The following is a 24,212-nucleotide window of genomic DNA, read 5'->3' as shown; positions in this document are numbered from 1 at the left end:
ACAATGAGACATCAACTTCTTTTAAATCATCATGTTATTTGGCTTTTATTATTGGGTTTGAATCCCGAAACTTGAGTAATAAATAATAAATAATAAAAATTAATGAAAGGAATAGTCGAATGAAATATAAGTTAAAAACTATCTACCCGCTAAGTGCCCTTACTTTAGCTATGGCTTTATCATCGGGGCAAAGTTTTGCTGCTGAAGCTCAAGTAAACAGCGACAACGATCAGACGGAAACTAAAACAGCGCAACAAACAGAAGAAAAAGTGGCTAGAAAAGATACCCTTTTTGAAACGATTCAAATCACGGCGCAAAAACGTGAAGCGAGTATTCAGTCAACTCCTATTAGTGTTACCGCTTTTTCAGGCGATGTTTTGGATCAAATAGGTATCACCAACATGGACGATTTTCAGTTTTTCGCTCCAGGTATAACAATTACTAATGATTCTCAGGCAATTGTTAATATTCGTGGTGTTGGCACAACCGCTTTTGGTGTCGCCACTGATCCAAGCTCAACTATTTATATTGACGGAATTTATCAACCAAGACCAACCACGGGTTATCAAGATATGTTCGATGTTGAACGCTTAGAATTGCTTCGTGGTCCACAAGGGGTTTTATTTGGTCGAAATTCTGTTGGTGGTGCTCTAAATATTATTTCTAAAGCGCCCACAGATGAAGTTGAAGGAACCGTTGGTTTAACACTTGGCAGTTATAATAAACAAACACTAACAGGTACATTCTCTGGCGGTTTAACTGACAATAGTCGCGGAAGAATAACGCTATTAAAAAATAGCCGTGATGGTATCTACAAAGATATGCTAACGGGTGAAGAATACCAAGATGAAGATACCTTTGCTGGTCGTGGTACGCTTGCTATTGATTTATCTGATAAATTAGAAATCGTTTTAAGAGGCGATTACAACAACGATGGCGGTACTGGCTATATTAGCCAACGCGGTGGTTATACCCAAGATTATGTTGACGCGGGTGCGGCAATACCAAAAGATGACTACGATATAGCGCTAAACTATAAACCTAAAACAGACGTTGAAGTATGGGGGCTTTCATCAACGTTGACATGGACTGGCGATGATTACACCATAAAGTCGATTAGCTCATATCGTGAAAGTGATTTTGATCAAAAAACTGATGCTGACGCCACTGAATTTACGGTATTTAACATCAATTTTCTTGAAGCCTCAGAATCATTTACTCAAGAGTTTCAATTATCAAATACCACACCTGATGGTTTAGATTGGATCACTGGCCTATTTTATTTAAAAGAAGATGGCAGCGGGGGTATTGATCTTTTAACTGATGGTTTGGCCATTGAAATTACCGAAGAAAATGTTACCGAAGCTTATGCGGCTTTTGGCCAAATGACCTATGATGTTAACCCTAAATTAAGAGCCACATTTGGTTTACGCTATAGTTATGAAAGTAAAAATTATGGTTATGTTACTAATGTTAATGGCGGCCTTGATGACACAGGAACACCTGATGACAGTTGGAGTGCATGGACACCGCGTTTTGCCTTAGATTATGACTTAGCTGATGATATTATGATTTATGCCTCAGCAACTAATGGCTTTAAATCGGGCGGTTTTCAAATTGGTGATGGCACTTCATTTGAACAAGAAGACTTGTGGAGCTATGAAACAGGTATAAAATCAACCTTGTTGGATAATCGTTTACGTGCCAATGTTGGTTTGTTTTTATATGATTACACTAATTTGCAGGTTGTTGAATACGATGATGATAGTGGCATTTCAACCACAACAAACGCAGGTGAAGCCACTATTCAAGGTATTGAAGGTGAGTTTGTTGCTCGTGTAAGTAATAATTTTGATGTTAATTTGGTGGTTACTTATACTAATGCCGAATTTGACTACTTTCCACAGGGGGAAGGTGTAGATTTTGCTGGCAACGAGTTACCTAACACGCCAAATTTAACCTATTCATTAGGCGCGCAATATACCACTGAAATGGCCGATGTTGGCTATGTAGTTTTTAGAGGCGATTATGCTTGGCGTGACGGTGTTTACTTTAAAAGTAACAACGAAGAAAAATTCCAGTCAGACTCATATTCATTACTTAACTTACGAGTTTCGTTGATGACATTTGATGATAAATGGGAAGTTTCATTATACGGCACTAACATGCTAGATGAACGTTATGCTACTTATATCACCGCTGGCCGAAATTTAGATGGCTCACGTACCGATAGCGGTAATACAAGTAACACTTATGGTGAACCTCGCCAATATGGCGTAAAAGTGCGTTATAACTTTTAATTAAAAGTTTACGCATTATCATGTAAAAAGCCGCTTATTTAGCGGCTTTTTACATTAGATACTATGGTTTTACGTTAAATGTCGTTTCGAATTAACGCGTTTAGGTATTTGATAAAGCCATTATTGTACCTTTTAGCTATGAAACTGAAGAAGGGATAAAATCTCAAAAAAATTAAATCAAAAAAGAGATAAAAATACTCGCAGTTACCAACTCTGCTGCTGAGGTTAAATGTGATTTAGTATGATGGTATAGATTGGCGGGATAGTAATGGCTTTAATTAAACAAATAGAAAACCTCTTAAATTCACTTGTAGAAGCAACAGCTACTTTGAATGAAACGCTTCAAAGTGCCCCACTAATCAATGCCGTATGCTATAAATTACCCGTTGAGACAGGTAACCATGAAGTAGAAAATGGCTGGCAGTTTATATCGCTTACCTTATTATACCCAATTCAGATGTGGATTAAGAAACTTAAAGCTATAAAAATAGTGCCCGAAAAAAACCAAACTCCGCAGTACTTCACCCAATAATTACTATTAAGATAAGTGACATTAGGATTGTTAGAATCAATTAAAATTGTACAATCAATCCCATTTTTAAACTGGGCTATAAGCTGCTGATCAAAAGCAACAAAAACACTATAAAAATTACCTTTGAATTTATAGCTGACTAATATCTTCCTGTAGTGCAAAAGCTCTAAATTGCGCACGTTATTATCAATTACATTGTTAATGTTTACAATTTCACAAACTCGCCAATGGTGCTTATCATAACGAATCCTGAGCCATCTTATAAATGTTAGTAAGCTCAACATAACAAAACAAAGTCCTAGTAATAAAAGTAATAAGCTACTCATTTTTTAATGACTTATAAATATAATGTGCAGTTATAAGATCACTTAACGCTGTGCCAACAGACTTAAATACTGTTATATCGGATTCACATTCTCTCTCATAGTTATTTTTTTTAGCTAGCTCCGCAAGCTCGCCGGATATATTAGCTGCATCAAAAGCTCCTTCAGAGATAGGAATTAACAGCTCACCAGCCTCAGCAAGAACATTCACCCTGCTATCAACATATACCTTGCTTTGCGTTATAGTAACAGTGTCGCATTCGCGCGAGTCACACCGATGATTACCAATCAGATCAACATGCGTACCAGGCTTTAACCAATAGCCACTAAATAATGGTATTGGTGAGCCCGTTGCGCAGCTGATTACATCGGCACTATTAATAACTTTTTCACAGCTTTGTCCGAGTACAAACTCAATATCAGTAAATGCGCGCTGTAAGCTATTGTGTAAAGCAGCAACTTTATCTTGATTACGTCCTATTAACGTTACCCGTTTAAAGTTGCGCACACTCAAGTGTGCTCGAATCATATACTCAGCTAAATTACCGCTACCAAAAAAGACTAAATGCTGGCTATCTTTTCGCGATAAATAGTAACTTGCCAAAGCAGATACAACACCCGTTCGCCAGAACGTGACACGTGTACCATCAACAAGTGCAAGCGGTTCACCATGAGCGCGCGAGAACAGCATTATTTTTGAATAAAGTGACGCATACTCACTGTCAGTATTACTTGGAAAATAGGTAAATGCCTTAACCCCAATTACCTGCTTATTCCATGCTGGTAATACGGCAAATGCATCATGGTTTGTGTCTGTTTGATCTAACTCATACACGTTACGCCTAGGCATAGAAAACTGTTGAGCAAACCCTTTCTGTAGAGCAATACGAAGCGAGTCAAAATCTAGGGAGTCATCAATTTGCGTTTGATCTATTACTTTCATCCTAACCCTCCAATTCGAACGGCTTAGGGGCGTGGGTTAATACTTCATAACCATTTTGAGTTATTAAAATATCGTCTTCTATTCGCACACCACCAAAATTCGGAATGTAAATACCAGGTTCAATCGTGATCACATTACCTGCCTCTAATACATGACGGCAATTTTTATTAATAAAGGGCAACTCATGTAAAAACAAGCCAACTCCATGGCCCAACCCTTGCCCTGCCCATTTACCAAAACCAGAGTCATCGAGTACTTGCTGTGAGATATTTTGTAAGTCTAGACAGTCAACACCTGCTTTGAGTAGGTTGATCGCTGCTTGCTGAGCATTGCTTACGCTTTGATAGATTGCTGATTGTTTCTTTGAAGCTTTACCAAGTACATAACTGCGAGTCATATCAGAGCGGTAACCATTCACCACTGCGCCAAAGTCAAGAGTAATAAAATCACCTTTAGATAGAGTACGTTCACTCGGGCTGCCATGAGGCAGTGCACAACGCTCTCCAAACATTAAAATAGTGGCAAACGACATTCCTTCAGAGCCTAGTTTTTGCATTTTGAATTCAAGTTCCAGCGCTAGGTCTCGCTCTGTTACACCTTCTTTAAAATAGGGTAATGTTTGTCTAAGCGCTTCGTCAGCAATGGCCGCAGCCGCTTTTATTTGCTCGACTTCCCAATCATTTTTAACCATGCGTAAACGTTCAACCATACCGGTAACTTGTGTAACTGTATGACTAGTTAACTCACTTGCCACTTGCTGCCAAAGCGCAACATCAATAAAAGCGGCATCAAAACCTAATTGACTATTAGTCGTTAAAAAACGATTTATGCACTGACCTAATGTTTCACTATCACGATCACGGCTGACAACCTCAAAGCCAATAGACTCTGCTTGAGCTCGGCCAAAATAGCGATAATCGGTTATCAGTACACTTTCCTCCGCAGTTATTAACGCGTAAGCAGCATTACCGCTAAAGCCACTTAAGTAACGAATATTTTCATGGCCTAATACGAGTAGCGCTGTTAACCCATTTTTTTTTAATGCCTGCTTTAGTAATTGTTGGCGAGAGATAAATTGATTTTTCATCGAAATATAAATCCTTGCTTTAGGGGATCATTTGGATCAATTAAAAAAGTATGTTTACCAGTAACAAATGCTTCACCACTCACTCTAGGTATTACTGCATGGGTATCAGCTAACATGCGTTGCGATTTTAGCTCAACTGAAAATACAGAGCCTAAAATACTCTCTATTCTTATTTGCTGTCCTAATTTAAGCCTGCCTTTTGCAAACTCTAATGCAGCTCTGGCACTCACACCGGTACCAGTTGGGCTGCGATCTAATTCGCCCTCAGCAAAAATGCAGACATGGCGGCTAAATGCAGAATGACTTTTTTGTGAATTTGAATAGAAAATCACCCCATATAAAAAGCTCAACGCATCATCTGTCGGGTGTTTTGGTTGGTAGTGGCTATTAACATGCTGCTTAATAATTTTTCCTAAGCTAATAATTTGTTCATGATTGTTGGGCGCTAAACTCACATCCAAAGTATCAGCATCTACAAAAGCATAATAAGCACCGCCATAAGCAATATCACAATTGACGGCACCAAACAGAGGAATTTCAATTGGCATATCAAGCTTTTCTGCATAACTAGCAACATTATCAAAACAAACACTTATTAGTTGGTTATCTCGAAGAGTAATATATGCCTTGATAAGCCCTGCTGGTGTATCTATACGTAACTCATTAATGCCCTCAATAAAGTTGCTAATACTGCTATCTTTGGCTGCTGTGGCAAGCGCAATAATAGCGTGACCACACATTGTGCTATAGCCTTCATTATGTAAAAACAGTACGCCAAAATGGCTATCTTTACGTTCAGGTTTTGTGATCACCGCGCCATACATATCAGCATGACCTCGGGGTTCAAACATCAGTGCTTTACGTAGGTGATCAAATCTTGTTAGGCAATCAGCGCGCTTTTCAATCATGGTTTGCCCTTGTAGTTCAGCAAATCCATCAATGATTATGCGTAAAGGTTCACCGCCCGTGTGCATATCAAGAGTGTGCACTTGCAGCCAATCACCTGTAGGCTGTTGCCAATGAAAATATAAACTGTTCGTCATAGTTAACCTTAAAATTTATACGAAAAATGCCAAGCAGTTTCCTGCTTAGCATTAAGGCTGTATGGCTCAAATGAGCATGTGCTTAAACATCAAAACAACACACTAAATTACCCTAAGATAAATAGCTTAGTCCGCTGTTTTCAAACAGCTGTTTTACCAGGGAGTTAAAACTCTATACGCGCCACTAAAGACACATAACGCGCGACTTGACGCCCCGTCACTAGCCCATAGTCTGGGTTCAGTTCTAAACCATTATCACCGTACTGTGCACGTTCTTCATCGATTGACATTGCACTATCACCATCGAATAAGTTATAGACGGTGCCTTTTAAAGTCATATCGGTACCAAAAAAGTCCGTGTAGTAGGTCAATGACATATCGACATTCGTTAACCAAGGTAGGTTTCCTTTGCTACCACGAGGAGCTGGATTACCATTTTCATCGTAATGTGATGCTTGATCATAATATTGGCTAATACACGCATCCCAAGGATTTCCCTCTGCACAGCTATCTACGCCCGCTGGATGAACTGAGAAATAACTTTTGGGACGGCCTGACGTAGTGCGGGCAACAAGGCCAACAGTCAATGCTTCAGTAATATTGTAGGCGCCGCTAAATTTAAGAGCATGGCGGTGGTCGTTAGGTAAATTACCATAGCCGTAATCCATCAAGTCACCGTAGTCATAAGAGGTTGTCCAGCCTGGGTCAGCTTGATCATTATCCGTTTTCACTAGCCCTTCGGTATTACCATAACTATGTGACCAGGTATATGAGGTGTTAATGCGTAAATCATCCGTCACATTACCATCCAAGGTAAGCTCAAGCGCTAAATACTTTCGCTGCGCCTCTGGTAAAGCAAGTTCATCAGCACTTAAATTAACCTCATCAACCTGGCCATCACCGTCAAAATCATATGACATTTGAATAGCTTCACCTGGGTTATTCAGTACATAATAAGAGCCTTGACCCACGTTATCGGTAATGCCCATTTCAGCCAGTTTTTTAGCTAATACCGGGCCGACATCAGTGTCTTCAACACTGCGTCCAAGATCACGATAAATCGCGCGTACACCCGCTGACATAGTATCGAACACTTCTTGCTGATAACCGATAGTAAATTCATCACTGTACATTGGTTTTAATGAAGATGAAGCAATCAACCCTGGTTCAGTAATACCACGCTGACGCCAACGCCTATCTCGTAGCATATCTCCTCTACTTGGTGAGCCATCAGCCATCAAACTTGGTGCACCGTTTGCGTCTAATTCATCTAACTCAAAATACTCAAACCATTCAATTGAAGCTGATCCTTGGGTGATATTCATGTTCGCAGATACTGGTTGAAAATAGCGTCCATACGTAGCAAAAATTTTAGCGCTGCCGTCACCTGACACATCATAAATTGCTTGTAAACGCGGTGCTATTTGATTATCGATATCAACAAAGGCACGCCCATCTGATACTGTGTTTTCAAACTGGCTATAACGTAGCCCCATGTTAAGCACTAAACTATCGGTTGCTTGCCATGAGTCATTGATGTAAAAAGCGAGTGAAGTTGTATCTGAATCGACTTCGCGACTTCGAACTCGTCTTTCTATAAAATCACTTCCCAAAGGTGCACCTGATACATCATTTTCACCGGCAGTCTTGACCGTCCACCAGCCCTCTGCATCACCAATGCCGTTTTGGCCTTCAAAGTAGTCCACTTTTACATTAGTATAATCAATACCAAACTGGATTGAGTGCATATCTAAATCCCAGTTGAAATCAATTCTTGCTTGGTCGCGCGTGAATTCTTGTTCTGTCACCGATGAATTTGTATGTTGACTCAAAGTGACAAAGCCATCACGCTCATCCCAAACACCTGGGTTTGGTGATGCGACCACATTTTCAACGTTTTCTGTCACTCGGCCAACGGCAGCTGAAACTGAAAAAGCATCAGTTAGGTAGCCATTATAATTTAAGCTATATACTTTACCGCCATCTTCCCCAGGCGCATCCACACCTTGTTGCTCTCCAATCACATTCTCTTGCCAGCTGTAAGCAAAGGTTTTATCAGTCCAGGTGCGCTTATTGTTCATCGCTGAAAAACCCACAGAGTGATCTTCGTTTATAAACCAATCTACTTTTGTGAACCAGCGGTCTTCATCACGCTCAAAGTCAGAAAAAGTTGTTTGCCCTGCGCCTGTAGACTCTTCACGGCGAGGTGCGAATAAGCCATAAAAAAACAGGGTATCTTCGATGATTGCACCACTAGCCCATAACTGCAGTTCTTTAAAGTCGTAACTACTTTGCTGTGTATTGGTGCTAATTGTGCCATTTTCTTGATAAATAGAATCGTGCTGGCTACGTAAACTATCAGGATCCCAACGTACTTCTGCCCCGAAGTTAAAATCATTATCGCCCGATTTAGACACCGCATTAACAATACCGCCAAGTGCTCCACCAAATTCAGGACTAACCCCCCCTGTTTTCACTTGCGTTTGTGAAATAGCTTCCCATGGCAAGCGAATTGAGCCCAGACCTGTACGAATACTGGTTACGTTTAAGCCATTAAAGTAATAACCATTTTCAGCTGCTGATGAACCACCAAAGCTCGACGCACCATTAAAATTTGCGCTGCCCGGAGCGGCAGTGCCTGGAGCTAGTAAAGCGATACTTTCAAACCCTGTGTTTACTGGCATTGCTTTTAATTCAGCATCACTGAATGTTAAACCCGAAGTAGATGAGGCCATATCAACACGGCGAATCCCGTAACAGCAATGCGCTCAATATCGCTACCGGCTTTATATAATTGTGCATCGAGAATAATGGATTGCCCAATCGTCACAGCGACATTTTCTTCAACTAACGGCTCAAAGCCTTCTTTACTTATAGTGACATCATATGTACCAACTGGCACATTGCGCAGTAAATAGTCACCATCATTATTACTAGTAATGGTATACACTAAGCCTTTACTTTTATGTTTTAAAGTTATTGTAGCCCCGGTTAAATCGTTGCCAGCTTGTGCCACTACATGACCTTTAACAATGCTACTACCATCAACTGCTTTTGCTGTAGGAGTCATTATTAATGCAGCTGTTACCGCCGTTGCTAACAGCGATTTAATGCCTATTCCCCGAGTTTGCTTTTTATTATTTGTAAACATGTGAATGTTCCCTTGTTCCTGTTGGTTTTATTGCCTATTTAACTTAGACGACAAAAAATATACACCCATTACATATTGTATATAATATTAAATATACACATAATTCATATTCATCTTTAAGCAACTGATCTTATTAGTGAAAAATTCTTATGAACTTTCGACCCAACAGAAAGGATCTATTTATGGTGCTAATTGGAATAATAAAAAGGGAGGGAAGGCATCACTTCTGTATTATTGCTGCTGGAAAGCAAAAGCGATGCCTAAAGTTATAAATTAGAGTTTAATAGCCTGTACTAGTTGCTAGGTATATTTTTTAATTACTTTTTTCACCTTCTAATTTTATTAGTAATTTTTTTATATCGTTTTTAGCTTTAACAATATGATTTTTTAGAAATTCACAGGCATTTTGACAGTCTTTTTTTCTGCATAACTCAAGTAAAGTACGGTGCTCTTCAGGAGCTTTTGTTAAACCACCTGCCAATAAAATATGCATACGTACATAGCGCTCAGAGTTTTTACTATACATATCAACCAGCTCACGGGTTTGTGGGCGCGCGGCGCGGCTGTATAATTTAGCATGAAACTGACTGTTTAAATCTCCAGTAGCTAAATGAGTATCGCCAGCGTCCATAGCGCTTTCAAGCTCAGCTAAAATTAATTCTGCATCAATTAAATCCTGATCAGTTAAATTATTTATCGAATGTTTTAGTAGTTCCGCTTCGAGCAATGCTCTTAAATCAAAAATCTCATCAATTTGAGATGCCGAAAGCTGTGTAGCAGTCGCACCTTTATGAGCTTCAAAGTTGACTAACCCTTCAGCTTCGAGTTGAAGCAAAGCTTCACGTACTGGAATCCGACTTACGTTTAGCTCAGTGGCTAATGCTGCTTGACGTAATGGATCTCCCGCTTTGATTTCACCTGAAAGAATTTTTTCGCGGATAGCTTCTGCAACAAGCTGAGTTCGAGTTTTATGTTCTATGGCCATAGTAATTTCTATAAATTGCATTTAATATGCATTATACCTATGAAAACACGCATGCCAAGTTAGAATCCTTCATAATAAAGAGATAGCGGGAAATGCAATTTCCACTCCCGCTACAATTAACTAAGACTGATAGCAAATTGGTCGCAAAAATCTCAACATTGCATTTAACCCAACAGAAGTGCTGCGAACATCTGTGGAGCTTGGAAAAGGTCCACCATGGTTCATTGAGCCACATACTTCTACGCCGGTTGGCATTTGATTGTGTATTAAACGCCCTACTTTGTATTTCAGCTCTTCTATAACGTGTTCAGCTTTAGCTAAATCATCAGCGCTGTCATGCACACTTGCCGTAAGCTGCCCTTCAAGCGCTGCTACTAGTAAGCTTAACTGCTCCATGCTTTCATAACGAACCAATAAAGCGGCTGGGCCAAATACTTCTTCACGTAACATTGGAGTTGCTAAATAAGTATCAACATTACATGCAAATACGTGGGCATTACCATGAAAGTCTTCTGTGAGTTCCCCTTTTGCAATAAGCTCTACGTTTTCGAGCTCACTGCGCTGGCTAACTTGCTTTTTAAAGGTCTTCACAATACCTGGGGTTAATAAAGTATCTGAGGCGGCTGCACTAATGCAGTTGGCTACCTCGGCTTCTAATTCATCACAGCCCGTTGGTACCAGCCATAAGCCAGGACTGGTACAAAATTGGCCATTACCCATTAGCATTGATTGGCAAAGAGCTTCAGCCATAGCTTTACCTTCATTTTGCGCTTTATTGGGTAAAACTATTTGTGGGTTTATGCTACCTAGCTCACCATAAAATGGAATTGGTTCTTGGCGTTTCGCTATAGTAGCTTGCAGTAAGTTAGCCACATTTAACGACCCAGTAAAACCGACTGCTTTAATGGCCGGAGCTGCGACTAATTGATGCGAAATATCGTAAACATCACTTTGCAGCACTGAAAATACACCTAGCGGCATATCACATTCTTTTATCGCAGCAAGCGCTGCACGAGCCATTAGCTCCCCTGTGCCTGGATGCGCAGTATGATTTTTAACAACCACTGGGCAGCCTGCTGCAAGTGCGGCGGCGGTATCCCCCCCGAGTGTTGAAAATGCATACGGAAAATTAGACGCACCAAATACAGCTACCGGCCCAAGAGGTAAGTAATTAAGCTCTGTACGAGGTTTAGGTAGTGGCGAGCGATTACTATCAGCTTCATCAAGCAGCTTTAAACCTAGTGGTGAATCTGGGTTTTCACGCAGTGCACTGGCAAATGCTTTTAACTGATTAACCGTACGCATTCGCTCACCTTGTAAGCGTGCCATAGGTAAATTGGTTTCTTGCGCGGTTTGCGTTAGTAAATCATCGCCAAGTGCTAAAATTTGCTCTGCAATACACTCTAAAAAATCTGCACGCTGACTAAAACTCGTTTTTCTGTACTCGATAAAAGCATTATCAGCAGCATCAACTGCCGTATTTAACTGAGTACTCGTTACATTAAAGTAGCGTGTCGATAATGGTTGATTTTTAGCCGGTGAAAAGGCTTGAAATTCACCTTGCTCAGCGCGACCTTGCCATTGTCCGGCAATTAGGCTTTGTCCTGTTAATGTCATGCTTTTCTCCTCGTTAAATTACTTGAAACCCATAGGCATATGGGTCGTCGTCATCTACTGTAATAGTGCTCGTTCCGGTTACCCGAGACCAGCCGCGAATGCTAGGTAAAATAGCAGTTTGACCTGCCACTTCAGACACCTGCTCTATACAGCCAATAAACTGGCTGCCAATATAACTTTCATGAATAAATGCATCGCCTTGTTGCAATAAGCCTTTACTAAACAACTGAGCCATGCGGGCGCTAGTGCCTGTTCCGCATGGTGAGCGGTCAATGGCTTTATCTCCATAAAAAACCGCATTAGCCGCATCTGAGTTGGAATTTTTGGGTGAGCCAGTCCATAACACATGGCTAGCACCTTGAACGGTAGAGTCGAGCGGATGGATACATTGTATTTTGGCATTAATAGCATCACGCACTAATGGGCTGTATTTGAGTAATTGCCCTGCACTAAAATGTTCAATACCTTTAAAGTTGCCCTGTGGTTCAACAATAATATAAAAGTTACCACCAAAGGCGATATCAACCTTTAATTCGCCCAACTCTGGAATATTGATACATATAGACTGATGCGCTAAATAAGCAGGCACATTGTAAATTTTAACCCACTGCACTTTACCACCAGTCATTTCATAATTGACCTGAACTCGTCCTGCTGGCGTATCCAGTTTTAAAGTACCGGGGGTTTTAGCATGTAGCAAACCATGCTCTAAGGCGAAGGTAACAATACCCATTGTACCGTGACCACACATAGGTAAGCAGCCGGAAGTTTCTACAAATAAAATGGCTGCATCACCATCTTCGCTAGTAGGTGGGTATAAAAAACCGCCCGACATCATATCGTGACCTCTGGGCTCAAACATGAGCGCTTGACGGATCCAGTCATGGTTAGCTAAAAAGTCCTGGCGCTTTTCGCTCATGGTATTTCCCTGTAACAGAGGGTGGCCACTTGTTATAAGCCGCACAGGGTTACCGCAAGTATGGCCATCTATACAAAAAAATGTTCCTTTGCGCATCACTTAATCCAATTTAGGTTTATTTACATCAACACAATACGCTTTCGCAGTATCGTTAAGCGTTGATGAAGAAGTTTTTTCATTTACAACCAGTAGTTTAAAATCTGCTATAGCTTTTACTATAGCGCTGCCAACTAGTTGCCATGTAGAGCTAACTAACTCATCACTATTAAACTGAGCGGCCATTGCTGGGTTTATGCCATGCCAATTGATTTTCATTTGCCTATTCCGAACTGAATTTATGCTTGATATGATAGGTATATTGTATACAATAATCAATATCCTATTTTAATATTAAATTTATAGGTACACACCCTTAAAAGATCATAAATAACAAATTACACATAACTAATTGAAAGTTATAACTAAAATGAGTTAGAAAGAGCTTGTAGAGTTTTTTCTTACTACTTGTCAGTAAATACAATATCGATTTATTTTTTAAAAAACGTATAGCGTTTTACTTTTATCATCAGGGGAAGGTAATTTTGACCAATACAAGAACTCAAAGAGTCGCCGTGATCGGTGCCGGTGTAATTGGTATTTGCACAGCTTTACAGTTACAACAAGCTGGCTTTGCAGTGACGCTATACGATGAAAATGGCCTAGCGCAAGGCTGCTCAAAAGGTAATGCTGGGCACTTTGCCACCGAACAGGTATTTCCTCTAGCGCAGGTAGCATTATTAAAAAAATTACCTGCTATGCTTTTTAACCCATTAGGACCATTGCGCATTGATTGGCGCTATGCAATAAAAGCTCTTCCTTGGTTTTGGCAGTTTATTAAAAATATGCCTAGAGCCAGATTTATTGCACATACACACGCTCTCAAAGCCTTAAATGAACATGCAATTCATGCTTATGAAAGATTATTAGCAAACTATCAACTGGACCACCTGCTTACTAAACAAGGGAGTTTACTTACCTTTGAAAAAACCCCATTGGTTGATGTGCAGCGCACCTTGGCTATGTATCAAGCGCAAGGAATTAAAGTAAAGCTACTTGATACAAAGCAAGTACATGCTCTAGAGCCCAGTTTATCCGATAAAATAAGTCACGCTTTATTATTTGAAGACGTTGCTCATAGTATTGAACCACATTTATTTTGTATCCAATTAGCGCAAAAGTTCAGTTTATTAAAAGGGCAATTTCGTCAACAGAAAGTAGTTGCTATCACGCCTAAAAGTAAAGGTTTTATGGTGAGTGATGAACAAGATAGTCTCAATTTCGATAAAGTCGTGATCGCAGCGGGTGCTTGGAGTGTCTCTCTCATCGAGCCGCTTGGATACACAGCACCTTTAGATACAGAGCGCGGTTACCACTGTATGGTTAATATTAACCATGGCCTAACACGGCCCGTAGCTTCTGCTGAACGGAGTCTTATCATGACCCCGATGAGTCAAGGGTTAAGAGTGGCAGGCACAGTGGAGTTTGCGGGTATAAATAGAAAGGCTAACAATAAGCGTGCATTAGCTTTACTGCCCCATGCACAAGCGTTATTAGCTAGCCAGCCTCTTAGTGCCACGACTACATGGATGGGCTGTAGGCCATCATTGCCTGACTCATTACCTATAATAGGCCAAGCCCCCAATCACAATAACCTGTACTTTGCCTTTGGTCATCAGCATTTAGGGTTGACACAAGGAGCCATAACTGCCGAGTTAATTACAGATTTGTGTCTCAATAAAGCCCCCTCCATAAATTTAGAGCCATATTCTATAAACCGGTTTATGCGCTAATTCTTTAAAAATTATAATTAAACAAATACATAGGAGAACCTAATGATGCCCAAAGGTATTAGTACTCAAACGAAAGAACAAGCACTTGCTAGTCTTTCCAATATGACTCGCGATTTAATTCCCATTCAAGCTGATGAGCATCTAGCCCGTATTGCCCGTGCTCAAGAGTATATGCAAGCCAATAATATTGATGCCATTTACTTAAATGCAGGGACTAACCTTACTTACTTTACGGGTATGCGCTGGTACGCAAGTGAGCGCATGGTCGGTGCTATTTTACCCGCTAAGGGCGAAGTGCATTACATAGCACCCGACTTTGAGATAGGCTCACTAAATGGATTTAAAGTAATAGATGGCCCTATTCACGGCTGGCTTGAGCATGAAAATCCATACCTATTATTTTTAAAAATACTAACCGAGTTAGGTATTTCCTCTAATGGTACTATCGGGATTGACGAAAGCGCGCAGTTTTTCATTTTCGATGGCATAAATAAAGCGCAAACAGGCTTAAACCTCGTTAATGCACAGCCTGTTACTGCTCATTGTCGCATGCATAAATCAGCAAACGAACTAAAGCTAATACAACGCGCGATGGATATGACCTTAAAAGTTCATCAGGCCACTGCCAGTATGCTATATGAGGGTATAAGCACGACTGAGGTAGAAGAATTTATTAAACAAGCCCACCAAAAAGTTGGCGCGCCAGGTAACTACTTTTGCATAGTTTTGTTTGGCCTCGCGACATCATTTCCTCATGGTGTCAAAGAACCACAGATTCTTAAAAAAGGAGATATGGTTTTAATTGATACTGGCTGTAAAGTACACGACTACTTATCAGATATTACACGCACTTACGTATTTGGTGAAGCTACGGACCGCCAACGACAGTTTTGGAATTATGAAAAAGCCGCACAAATGGCCGCTTTTGATGCAGCTCAAATAGGTCAAAGCTGTGAAAGTGTCGACCACGCTGCCCGCTCTTACTTAGCTGAGCAAGGCCTTGGACCTAAGTATCAAACTCCTGGCTGCCCACACCGTACCGGGCATGGCATAGGCTTAGACATCCATGAATGGCCTTATTTGGTCGGCGGTGACAAAACACCTCTAGCCGCTGGTATGTGCTTTAGTAATGAGCCAATGCTCGTTGTACCTGGTGAATTTGGTGTGCGTTTAGAGGATCACTTTTATATTACTGAAAATGGTCCAAAGTGGTTCACTGAACCCGCTCATAGCCTCGAAAACCCATTTGGGTTATAAGATAAATATACTCATTGCTGCACGGCGAATGCTTACCGTGCAGCTAATTAGTACTTGAAAGAACTAGAAAACGAATTAGTTTAACAAGTCCAAAGCTTTGAGTCTCTCTCTAGCTAAAAGATATCTTGCACAAACGTCATCAATTTGCTGTTGAGTTAATTTATTACCGAAGGTACGAAGTCCACCATCCTTATCGTCATGATGAATTCCAAATGCGCACTTAAGGTACTCCATAAGTAGCGGTTGAGCATCCAAGTAAGAGATGGAATTCATAGCCTGAGAAATTTTGTTAGCCTCAGCCCATTCCCCTTTATTTACATACTCCTGCATCGTCACACTCGCTTTTGGAAAGATACAACCTACACCTGTGATCCCGCCACATGCTCCTGCTAGTCCGGCATGCACAGTGACTGTGTCTACACCTGCCAAAATTTTAGCATCTTTGTTTTCTAACATTATCGTCTCAATGATTGAAACGTCTGACGTTGATATTTTTAGTGCAGTAACTTCTGGAAGCGCAGCAAGTTTTTTAAGAAGCTCTGTTGACAGTGCATGATAGCCCGCTGCATCAGGGTTATTATAAGGCATAATAGTGATCCCCGCCTCTTTTGCGGCTGTTGCACAAAGCGCATAATACGCATACATGTCTTCATCACTAGGTGCTTCTTTGGTTTTTGGCGGCATAACCATAACGGTATCTACGCCAACAGATGCTAGTTGCTTTACAATTTCAGCGATTTCTTCTTTCGTTTCTGCCGCTGCGCCACTGATCAGTGGGACACCATATTCTTTTGCAACATCAGAAAGAGCTTCAAGTAAAGAAAGACGCTGATCAACACTTAGATAACTATTTTCACCTAATGTGCCTGAGCCAACAAGCCCCCCCATTCTACTACCGCCTTTCCCTTGCACTTTTAAAATTTCTGCAGCGTATTTCTTTGTTGTATCAAAGTCTATTTCAAATGATCCAGATTCAGACTCTTTTAGCCATGTGAATACGGCCGGCATAACTGAAAAGCGCCAATCTGTGTTCGTTGTTTTCATCATATTTCCTGTTGCTTAAAGGTAACTCCTATAAATATTAACACAAATAGAATATTGTATACAATATTCTATTTGTGTTAGTTCTCTTGTAATTTGTGAAGCTTAAGCAGTGGTGATTAATTTATCCCTTAGTGTGATTAGTCTGGTGAACTGAATTAAATAGTGCCAATTATTGGCACCATTTACCTTGCTTTTGAGCAATTAGTAATAAATGTGCTGCGCTCCATGAAAAGTTAGGCGCTCCTTGTTGCTCACCATTAAGCGGATTATAATTCTCACGTATTGGCGCATTAGAAAGCAAACCATTGGCATGATTTAATAGCTTTTCACTTAATTGTTGAGCTTGTTTGCAATAACCGTAATGACTCATACCTACTAACCCAAAGTAAGCTTGATCAATCCATACTCGTCCACGCCAATAGATATCCGCACCGAAAGCCGGATTAGTCAGCGCAGCACTGCCAAGCGGAACGTAAGTATTAAACTCATTGTTATCAAGCATTGTTTTTACCACATCACTGGCCTGTTCCATACTCGCTACTTGATTAAACAACGGTGACCACCCTTCAGGACCTTTGCCTCTTTTTACTAAAGACCTCCCAGCGCAATCATTCGCTAAGGGGGTATCTGCTATTTCAATGTCGTAGTAGAAGCCTGTATTTTTATCAAACATGCACCGATTGATATAATCCCTTAACCGAGCGGCTTGCCTTAAAAAGTAACTTGCTTGGTGCGGTAACTTAAGCTGCTTCGCTATTTTACTTAAATAACGGTTATCAGCAGCCATATAAGAGGCTTGATCCACAGATTCTTGCAATAATGAATACCCAACTAATGTACCTGTATCATTACGATTTTCTGCAAAACCAACGTGCCAGTCACCACGAATCCCGCCGTTTTTTATATAACGATTTAACTGTTGATTATTTATAAAACCAAACACAGCAGCATCATCACGACCAGATTCCCAAGATGCGGCTGTTTGTGCCGGAACTTTAATTTCTAAGGTTGCTTCATCGCTTAGGTAAGTCCTATAGTTTTTTAAGCCACTTCTTGTTCGCCAACCTGCCGAGGTTTTTACTTTAAATAATAACTTGCCGTCACGAGTATTATGAGCTTTATCAACAGTGGCACCATACTCTGGCACACCGTTTTTATTATGATCACGATTGCGTAGCCACCATTCACGATAAGCAACTAGTTTAGGGTATATGTGCGCGAGCCACTGAGTATCGCCTGTATTTTCAAACACCTGCCACACAGCCCAAGCTGCCAAGCTTGGCTTAGTATTACGCTCATTCCAATTTGTGCCGTCCCCACCGCGTTTTGCACTAAAATTATAGGCCACTAAGTCAGGTATAAATCCAGCATCCCATGGCCTGACAGCATCGTTTGGCGTTATTTGATGCTCAAACACAGCATTCAAATTTTGTTTAGCAAGCTCTGGATTAAATGTTACCAGTGCATATGCCTGCTTGTAGCTATCCCAAGGCCAAGTTTGATTACCTGAAAACCAGCGACCGGTCACGGCTGGACTAACGGTATCAAAACCTACTGCACCAGCTTTACTGCGCCAATTTCCAATTAACGTTTCAACACTTTTTACTGCAAGTTTTTGTAGAGCTGGTTGCTTGTTACTAATTGGCTGTGTGGCTTTATTTATATACTCTTGCCAACGTAATTTACTAAGTGATAAATGATGTTCGGGTTGCTTTAAAATTTTATCAATAACCTCTTTTTCACGTACCGCTTCTTGATTATTTAATAAATATGAATAGCTTGTGTAGAATGTATGATTGTTTTTTATGTGCGTTGTGCTTGAGTAACTTAGGTCGTCATGACGTGTTTTAACCGCTAACGTTTTTTTAAGCAATAACTGTGAACTCCCCGAGGTGAGAAGGTGTCCATGCGCCCTTACTTTGCCAAAACTAATCGCAATACTATTGTTGGTGACTTGCCATTGGGGATTTAATTCCGGATAAACCACAAATGGCGAACGCCCCTCTCTTTCAGCGCCATTGTTAGCACGTAAATGTTTTATAAGCTGTCCTGCAAAATGTAATGTAATAGGCTCTGTGGTTTTGATCTGTGTTTTAACTAATGAAGTGCGATTTGTCACAAAGCGCAAAGTAAGTATTATGTTTACCCCGTCACCGCTCAGCTCTTGCACTAACGCGCCGGGTAAGCTGTAAGCCCGCATTGCTAGTTTCACTTTATTGGCCTCGTCAATTTTCTGGCCTTTATAAACAGTCAGCTTTTCTAAATAAGGTGCTATAAAATTTAAATACTCCTCAGTAACAATAGCAGGCCCGGTGAACGCGCCGGCGTTTTCATCTGTTGGTAGCAAATGTCCATGCCATGCGCCTAAATCAAAAAGAGGGCTAAAACGTTGATGATCGCCTTGCTCAAATTCCTGCATATAATATGGGCTGCCGGTTCTATTTATTAAGTTCTTATAATTAACCACCTCACTAGCAGCAGCCTTACAATGACTGATTAAAAGCACGGTGATTAAAATAAACAGATTTTTAAAAATCATTTATTTAGTCCTTTTTGTATCGCGCTAATAAATAAAAACCAAACCCAGTAGCTAGTGCAATGCCTGCAAATAATAACCACATGATTTCAGGTGACTTTATCTCTTTGACCAAGTAGCCGTAGCTCCACCCAGACAAAAATCCAGCAAATAAAAAGCCTAATGCCATAGACACAAAGTAATAACCCATAAACATCGCAGCACTGCCTTTTGGAGCTATGCTGGCAACATACTCTTGGCTTTTTGGTGAGGTGAGCATTTCACCAAAAGCAATTAATAATATAACCGTTACCACTACTAAACCTCCCAACTGGCTTAGTAATACCCCCGCACTCATTAATAACAACACTAAAAAAGCACCTGCTGTGACAATTAAACCGCTTATTAGGACAGATATAACTTTAAAATGCTGACATTTAACACTTACTATTATTTGTAACAGAACAATAGCTGCAAAATCTAAATTAATCAGGTATTCAGGGTTTACCTGTCGGTATTTAAGCCACTGCTGCGCCACTTGCATACTTTGCTCAGCCGAAAAGCTAGAAGCACTGGCTTGTTTAAAAAATAACGCTATTTCAGCAACAGGAACATTGACTTTTAGGTGGACTAACTCTAGACGCACTGCCTCTAAATTTATCTCTTTGACTGGTGTTAGACTTTGAGTAGCAGCCAGTGTTTGCAGTTTGTTACTTAAAGCTTGAATATCAACATAAGCAAAAAAATCCACTGCTGATTGACCAAAGTAACTCAAGAATGCAACTAAATCTTGAGTATCTATATAGTCACGTATAAACAGAGGTAGAGTATAAAAAAGTTGGTTATATACCGTCCAAAACCCCGTTAATATTGCTAAATATAGTGCAAAACTACGATTGCTAACCCTCACCGGTTGTAGATACCATTTAGACGCTTTTTGCACGCTTACGCACTTATCCCATAACCAGTTCGCAGCTAACCAAATCGTAATTAGTGAAAAAGCTTGAGTGTATGTTAACCAGCTAACTCCCCCCGTCATTAAAATAATTACACTGGTAAACAGTAATAATGCGAAACGGCTGTTACCCAAAACATGTTGAGCTTGCTGTAAAACCGCTGCCGCACCTATGCTGCTACGTAGTTTACTGCTTGACTCACGGTAAAAAAGCAATGGAATAAAATTAATAACAATCCAAGATGCCGACATAATAAATACCGCATCCCAACTAATAGTCCTTAAATACCCAGCCACTAACGGGCCAATGAAGCCCCCCAAATTAACCATAGTGTAAAAAATACCAAAGCCTAATCCTCGGTTACTGTCGTTAGTATTTTGACTAATAGTGCCTACTACCACAGGTTTAAAGCAGGATGCACCAAAAGCGACTAACATTAAAATCATAAAGAACGAATTAAAATCAGTCACTTGACCTAAGAAGTAATAGCTTGGCGTCATCACAACAAATGAGCATGTAAACATTTTTTTATAGCCATAGCGATCGGCAAAAGCCCCAGTGATCACAGGTAATAAGTATAAAAAAAACGGAATTATCCCCTGTACGGCGCCTCGCTCTGCATCACTAAATCCGACCCCCCCTTGCTCAATGGGTGTGGTCATATACACCGACGATACTGCAAAAAAGCCATACCAAGCTAAACGCTCAAAAATTTCCATGGTATTAGCCAAGTAGAAACCTAACCCAAAGCTACGCCAAGTTTGTTTATTTTTGCCAGTTTCCTGCTGTGCTGCTGATTGTAATTGTTGGTTATTATTCATAGTTTACTTTTTCAATTAAACGCAGTATTTTATATTGCATACAATATACAAACAAAGCAACTAAAATGACAAAAATTATATCTCTCACATTATTAACTTTACTACTCACTGCCTGTCAGCCCACGCCTAATACTAGTGCGAATAATAAACCTGATATCGGCAACATAAAAAGCGGCCCAAGTAAAATGCAAGCAAACATTACCGTCCAGGGCTATACCAGCACACTCAATAATATCGATATTGAGTTTTTAGGAAAAACAATTCCATATACATACAGCGATGGCAAAATAGGAAATAGTCGGGGCTACAACTGGTGGGTAAGTAAGCACTTTGCGCTAAAAAGTGATCTACCCAAAGAGAAGGTCACGCTATACTTAGAGCTACTTGAAATGGCATATCCACATTATGTTGCTTTATTTGGTATGGCTCCCCCAAATATTGAGCGCCAACGCATTGCAGTTGTTTATGGTAGTAGTCGCTCCCGTGTACGAGAAGCCATGCTTGATGATGGTTTTTTACGTGGGGTACATAAAACGGCCGGTGGTGAAACCATGTTTTATAACCGTGCCGGATATAATTTCCCCAGCCACCGTGAGCACCATCAGCGTTATATAGTTATTCACGAAACCATGCATGCTTTTCATATGGCATTAAACGGCCATTCAACGTGGGCACCTAATTGGATCACCGAAGGTTTAGCTGATTCGATTGCTCACCATGTTTATGATCCTAAGCAAAAACAACTCACCGTCATGGTATTTGATCGCGCCCCAATGAATTACATTGAAACCGGTTTAAAACAATATTACAGCGCAAATAAACCTACAATTGAAGAAATAAATGACGATCCAGCACTAAAACGTGGACTTAATTTTTTTATTATTCATTATCTTTTAAGCTCTCCTGAACGGGCACAGTACTTTGCTCACTTTATTGAAGAGCTCAGATTAGCGAACCCACACAGCGAAGCCACACTTTCAACAGCTAACTCACTGCTTAAAAGTACTTTTAAAAATTGGTCGGAAATAGAACAAGGTTTTGCTGATTTTGTAGAAAATATCCAACCTAGTTTCCATATTGTATCAGGGCCTTGGGAGCAAGACAGTAACGCTTACTGGCTACGTAATACTCAATCAACGGCGTTATCACGATTAGATATTAATCCCCCCTCAGCTGCCAACCACCCAGTCATGGACTTTCCAGCGCCAAAACCGAGTTCACTCATTGATGTAGCAAATAAAAACCAAGTGGCCGCGCTAATCGAGTTCGAAGCTGCTCAATTACATCGAGGAAAAATTGGCATAGCATTACAAGGAAAGCGTGACCAACAAAATCTAAAATATCGCCGCACTTTTATTGGTGAAGAGCAAGTGAATGATGATCAATTACTGATGCTGCTTATTGAAGATGGCAGTCACTTAATTATAAATGCACAAAGCTACGATAACTTTAAAGCAAAGCAAATAGCCCTGACACCTGAGATAAAAAGTGCATTAATTGCAGATAAGAAACTTGCAATAAACCTAACGCTCGAGCAAGCACAATTAAGCATTAACTTACACGCTCAAAGTGACAGTCAAAAAGTAACCCAACAATTTTCTATTCCCCTGAATAAGCAAATGATTTCAACACTTAACAGCGAAAAGATCAGCTTATTAGGTCAAAATAACAACCATAAAATCACTCCGTACTTATTTAACCCTACCCCCACTCGCTTGGTGTCTGTCACAGCAGAGAATGCGCTTACAAACCCTTGGCTTTTTAAAAATTATGCTCTATTAAACCGAGTGTTTAAAACCTGCCAGCAACACGAGAGATTTATACCACAATGCGATCTTGAGTTGAGTAATATTTTGGCAAAATTACCCTCTATAGAGCTGCACGATGAAGCCAGTTCTGAACTAGAGTTCTTGGAAAATCAATATATAACCACATTAAATAATACTGGTTTTAGTACTCTTTCCGGGGTTAAATCTGATATTTATTATCACCAACAAAAGCCTTTTTTAAGAGTGGTCAATCCAACTGGTTCCTCTTTAGAAATTACTGCACAAGTATCACTCATAGATAGCGCTGATAAGCTAATCAAAACTCATCAGCTCAAACGCAACTTGACTTCAGGAACACATAATATCTCACTGCTAACAGAAATAAATGCTGATAAGATTACTATTGCGCAAACTCTCAAATGGAAGTCGTTAACGCACCAAACTACGCTCTCAAAACGAGTAACCCCGTTTAATGGCGTTGAGTTTAATGTAGTAAAAACGAAAGAGCATGAAGACCATTGGTTAGTAGCGTTTAATTTATCTGGTCCTTATTCTGGAGAAACAACTGGGGACATTATTCTAACCTCAACATTATTCGAGCAAGCCACCCCCGCAAAATCTCAACAGAAAAGTGTTGATATAGCACCTTATGAACAAAAAACATACACCTTCAAAGTAACAAAAACTGACAAACCACAACAGATTTCTGTAAAGGCCATTTTAAATGTTGATGGTGAGCCTATTCGTCTTATTCAAGAGCTAACTTTGTCCTAAGCTTAACAATAGGACAAAAGCCACTTTCGCAAGAAAGTGGCTTTTGCCTCCTCTTTAGATTACCATTGTTTAGTCCAGCGTTAACTGAGTTGATGTTGCTTTCTTTCTCTTGGTATTCAGCCACCTTTGGCCTAATTTAATTACCTTTCAATGCACTCATCAATATTGAAGTTGTCAGCTTTGGCGACACTTTTGCAACGTAAGTACAATTGAATGTTTATTTATCAACTTTACATCCAAGTAGTTCAATTTATAGTTAGTTTAAAACACCCGGAGTTTTTCAAGGTAGTTGTCCGATTTTCCCGTTTTATGCTGCTGCCTGAGCCTGCACGATTTCCCGCTCCGGA

Annotated in this window: 15 protein-coding genes and 1 pseudogene; 5 read left to right on the top strand and 11 right to left on the bottom strand. The window is 40.2% G+C overall.

Translation table 11 applies throughout. From position 1 onward, the window contains the following. The first annotated feature begins 119 nt into the window (after nucleotides 1-119). Complete coding sequence (locus AAEY57_RS14780) at nucleotides 120-2,300, top strand: TonB-dependent receptor (RefSeq protein WP_350608125.1); 2,181 nt, start codon at nucleotides 120-122, stop codon at nucleotides 2,298-2,300. Nucleotides 2,301-2,568: 268 nt separating this feature from the next. Then, nucleotides 2,569-2,832, top strand: coding sequence for a hypothetical protein (locus tag AAEY57_RS14775; RefSeq protein ID WP_350608124.1), 264 nt, complete (start codon nucleotides 2,569-2,571; stop codon nucleotides 2,830-2,832). 318 nt (nucleotides 2,833-3,150) lie between these two features. Here the strand turns inward: AAEY57_RS14775 and lhpI are convergent, their stop codons facing one another. The 8 genes and pseudogenes from lhpI to AAEY57_RS14735 all read right to left on the bottom strand — a co-directional run bounded on the left by lhpI (nucleotide 3,151) and on the right by AAEY57_RS14735 (nucleotide 13,215). Then, nucleotides 3,151-4,098 carry a bifunctional Delta(1)-pyrroline-2-carboxylate/Delta(1)-piperideine-2-carboxylate reductase gene (lhpI, locus tag AAEY57_RS14770; RefSeq protein ID WP_286890655.1) on the bottom strand — a complete coding sequence of 316 codons (948 nt, stop codon included), beginning with the start codon at nucleotides 4,096-4,098 and terminating at the stop codon, nucleotides 3,151-3,153. Between the two features lies 1 nt (nucleotide 4,099). After that, the gene (locus tag AAEY57_RS14765; protein WP_350608123.1) at nucleotides 4,100-5,185 is read right to left on the bottom strand and encodes a M24 family metallopeptidase; all 1,086 of its coding nucleotides are present in this window, start codon (nucleotides 5,183-5,185) and stop codon (nucleotides 4,100-4,102) included. Further along, on the bottom strand, nucleotides 5,182-6,228 hold the full coding sequence (locus AAEY57_RS14760) for a proline racemase family protein (protein ID WP_350608122.1): 1,047 nt from the start codon (nucleotides 6,226-6,228) through the stop codon (nucleotides 5,182-5,184). The genes AAEY57_RS14765 and AAEY57_RS14760 overlap by 4 nt, the downstream gene beginning before the upstream one ends. Nucleotides 6,229-6,392: 164 nt before the next feature. Further along, nucleotides 6,393-9,379: pseudogene (locus AAEY57_RS14755) on the bottom strand (TonB-dependent receptor). A gap of 313 nt (nucleotides 9,380-9,692) precedes the next feature. After that, a complete protein-coding gene (locus tag AAEY57_RS14750) occupies nucleotides 9,693-10,364 on the bottom strand; it encodes a GntR family transcriptional regulator (RefSeq protein WP_069439272.1) in 672 nt (223 codons plus the stop codon). Nucleotides 10,365-10,484: 120 nt separating this feature from the next. Beyond that, entirely contained in the window at nucleotides 10,485-11,981 is a 1,497-nt protein-coding gene (locus AAEY57_RS14745; protein WP_350608121.1) for an aldehyde dehydrogenase (NADP(+)), read from the bottom strand. Between the two features lie 13 nt (nucleotides 11,982-11,994). Then, nucleotides 11,995-12,996 carry a 4-hydroxyproline epimerase gene (locus tag AAEY57_RS14740; RefSeq protein WP_350608120.1) on the bottom strand — a complete coding sequence of 334 codons (1,002 nt, stop codon included), beginning with the start codon at nucleotides 12,994-12,996 and terminating at the stop codon, nucleotides 11,995-11,997. Nucleotides 12,997-12,999: 3 nt separating this feature from the next. Further along, nucleotides 13,000-13,215: a hypothetical protein gene (locus tag AAEY57_RS14735; RefSeq protein ID WP_075593973.1), complete on the bottom strand. Its 216-nt coding sequence runs from the start codon at nucleotides 13,213-13,215 to the stop codon at nucleotides 13,000-13,002. A gap of 266 nt (nucleotides 13,216-13,481) precedes the next feature. Here AAEY57_RS14735 and AAEY57_RS14730 point away from each other — a divergent pair, with 266 nt between their 5' ends. Continuing rightward, nucleotides 13,482-14,729, top strand: a complete 1,248-nt coding sequence (locus tag AAEY57_RS14730; protein ID WP_350608119.1) for an NAD(P)/FAD-dependent oxidoreductase — start codon at nucleotides 13,482-13,484, stop codon at nucleotides 14,727-14,729. 42 nt (nucleotides 14,730-14,771) lie between these two features. Continuing rightward, a complete protein-coding gene (locus AAEY57_RS14725; RefSeq protein WP_350608118.1) occupies nucleotides 14,772-15,986 on the top strand; it encodes a M24 family metallopeptidase in 1,215 nt (404 codons plus the stop codon). Nucleotides 15,987-16,061: 75 nt separating this feature from the next. On the opposite strand, the gene AAEY57_RS14720 is transcribed toward AAEY57_RS14725, so the two are convergent. From AAEY57_RS14720 to AAEY57_RS14710, 3 genes are all read right to left on the bottom strand, one after another. Continuing rightward, complete coding sequence (locus AAEY57_RS14720) at nucleotides 16,062-17,030, bottom strand: dihydrodipicolinate synthase family protein (RefSeq protein WP_193049892.1); 969 nt, start codon at nucleotides 17,028-17,030, stop codon at nucleotides 16,062-16,064. A 169-nt stretch (nucleotides 17,031-17,199) separates the two neighbouring features. After that, the gene (ygjK, locus tag AAEY57_RS14715; RefSeq protein WP_350608117.1) at nucleotides 17,200-19,569 is read right to left on the bottom strand and encodes an alpha-glucosidase; all 2,370 of its coding nucleotides are present in this window, start codon (nucleotides 19,567-19,569) and stop codon (nucleotides 17,200-17,202) included. 4 nt (nucleotides 19,570-19,573) lie between these two features. Beyond that, a complete protein-coding gene (locus tag AAEY57_RS14710) occupies nucleotides 19,574-21,322 on the bottom strand; it encodes an MFS transporter (protein WP_286890636.1) in 1,749 nt (582 codons plus the stop codon). A 65-nt stretch (nucleotides 21,323-21,387) separates the two neighbouring features. Here AAEY57_RS14710 and AAEY57_RS14705 point away from each other — a divergent pair, with 65 nt between their 5' ends. Beyond that, on the top strand, nucleotides 21,388-23,865 hold the full coding sequence (locus AAEY57_RS14705; RefSeq protein ID WP_350608116.1) for a hypothetical protein: 2,478 nt from the start codon (nucleotides 21,388-21,390) through the stop codon (nucleotides 23,863-23,865). The last annotated feature ends 347 nt before the right edge of the window (nucleotides 23,866-24,212 follow it).

The sequence above is a fragment of the Pseudoalteromonas sp. MER144-MNA-CIBAN-0113 genome, from assembly GCF_040308965.1.
Lineage (GTDB): Bacteria > Pseudomonadota > Gammaproteobacteria > Enterobacterales > Alteromonadaceae > Pseudoalteromonas > Pseudoalteromonas tetraodonis.
Note: the sequence above shows the minus strand (reverse complement) of the source record. Positions and strands in the feature narration are given on the sequence as shown.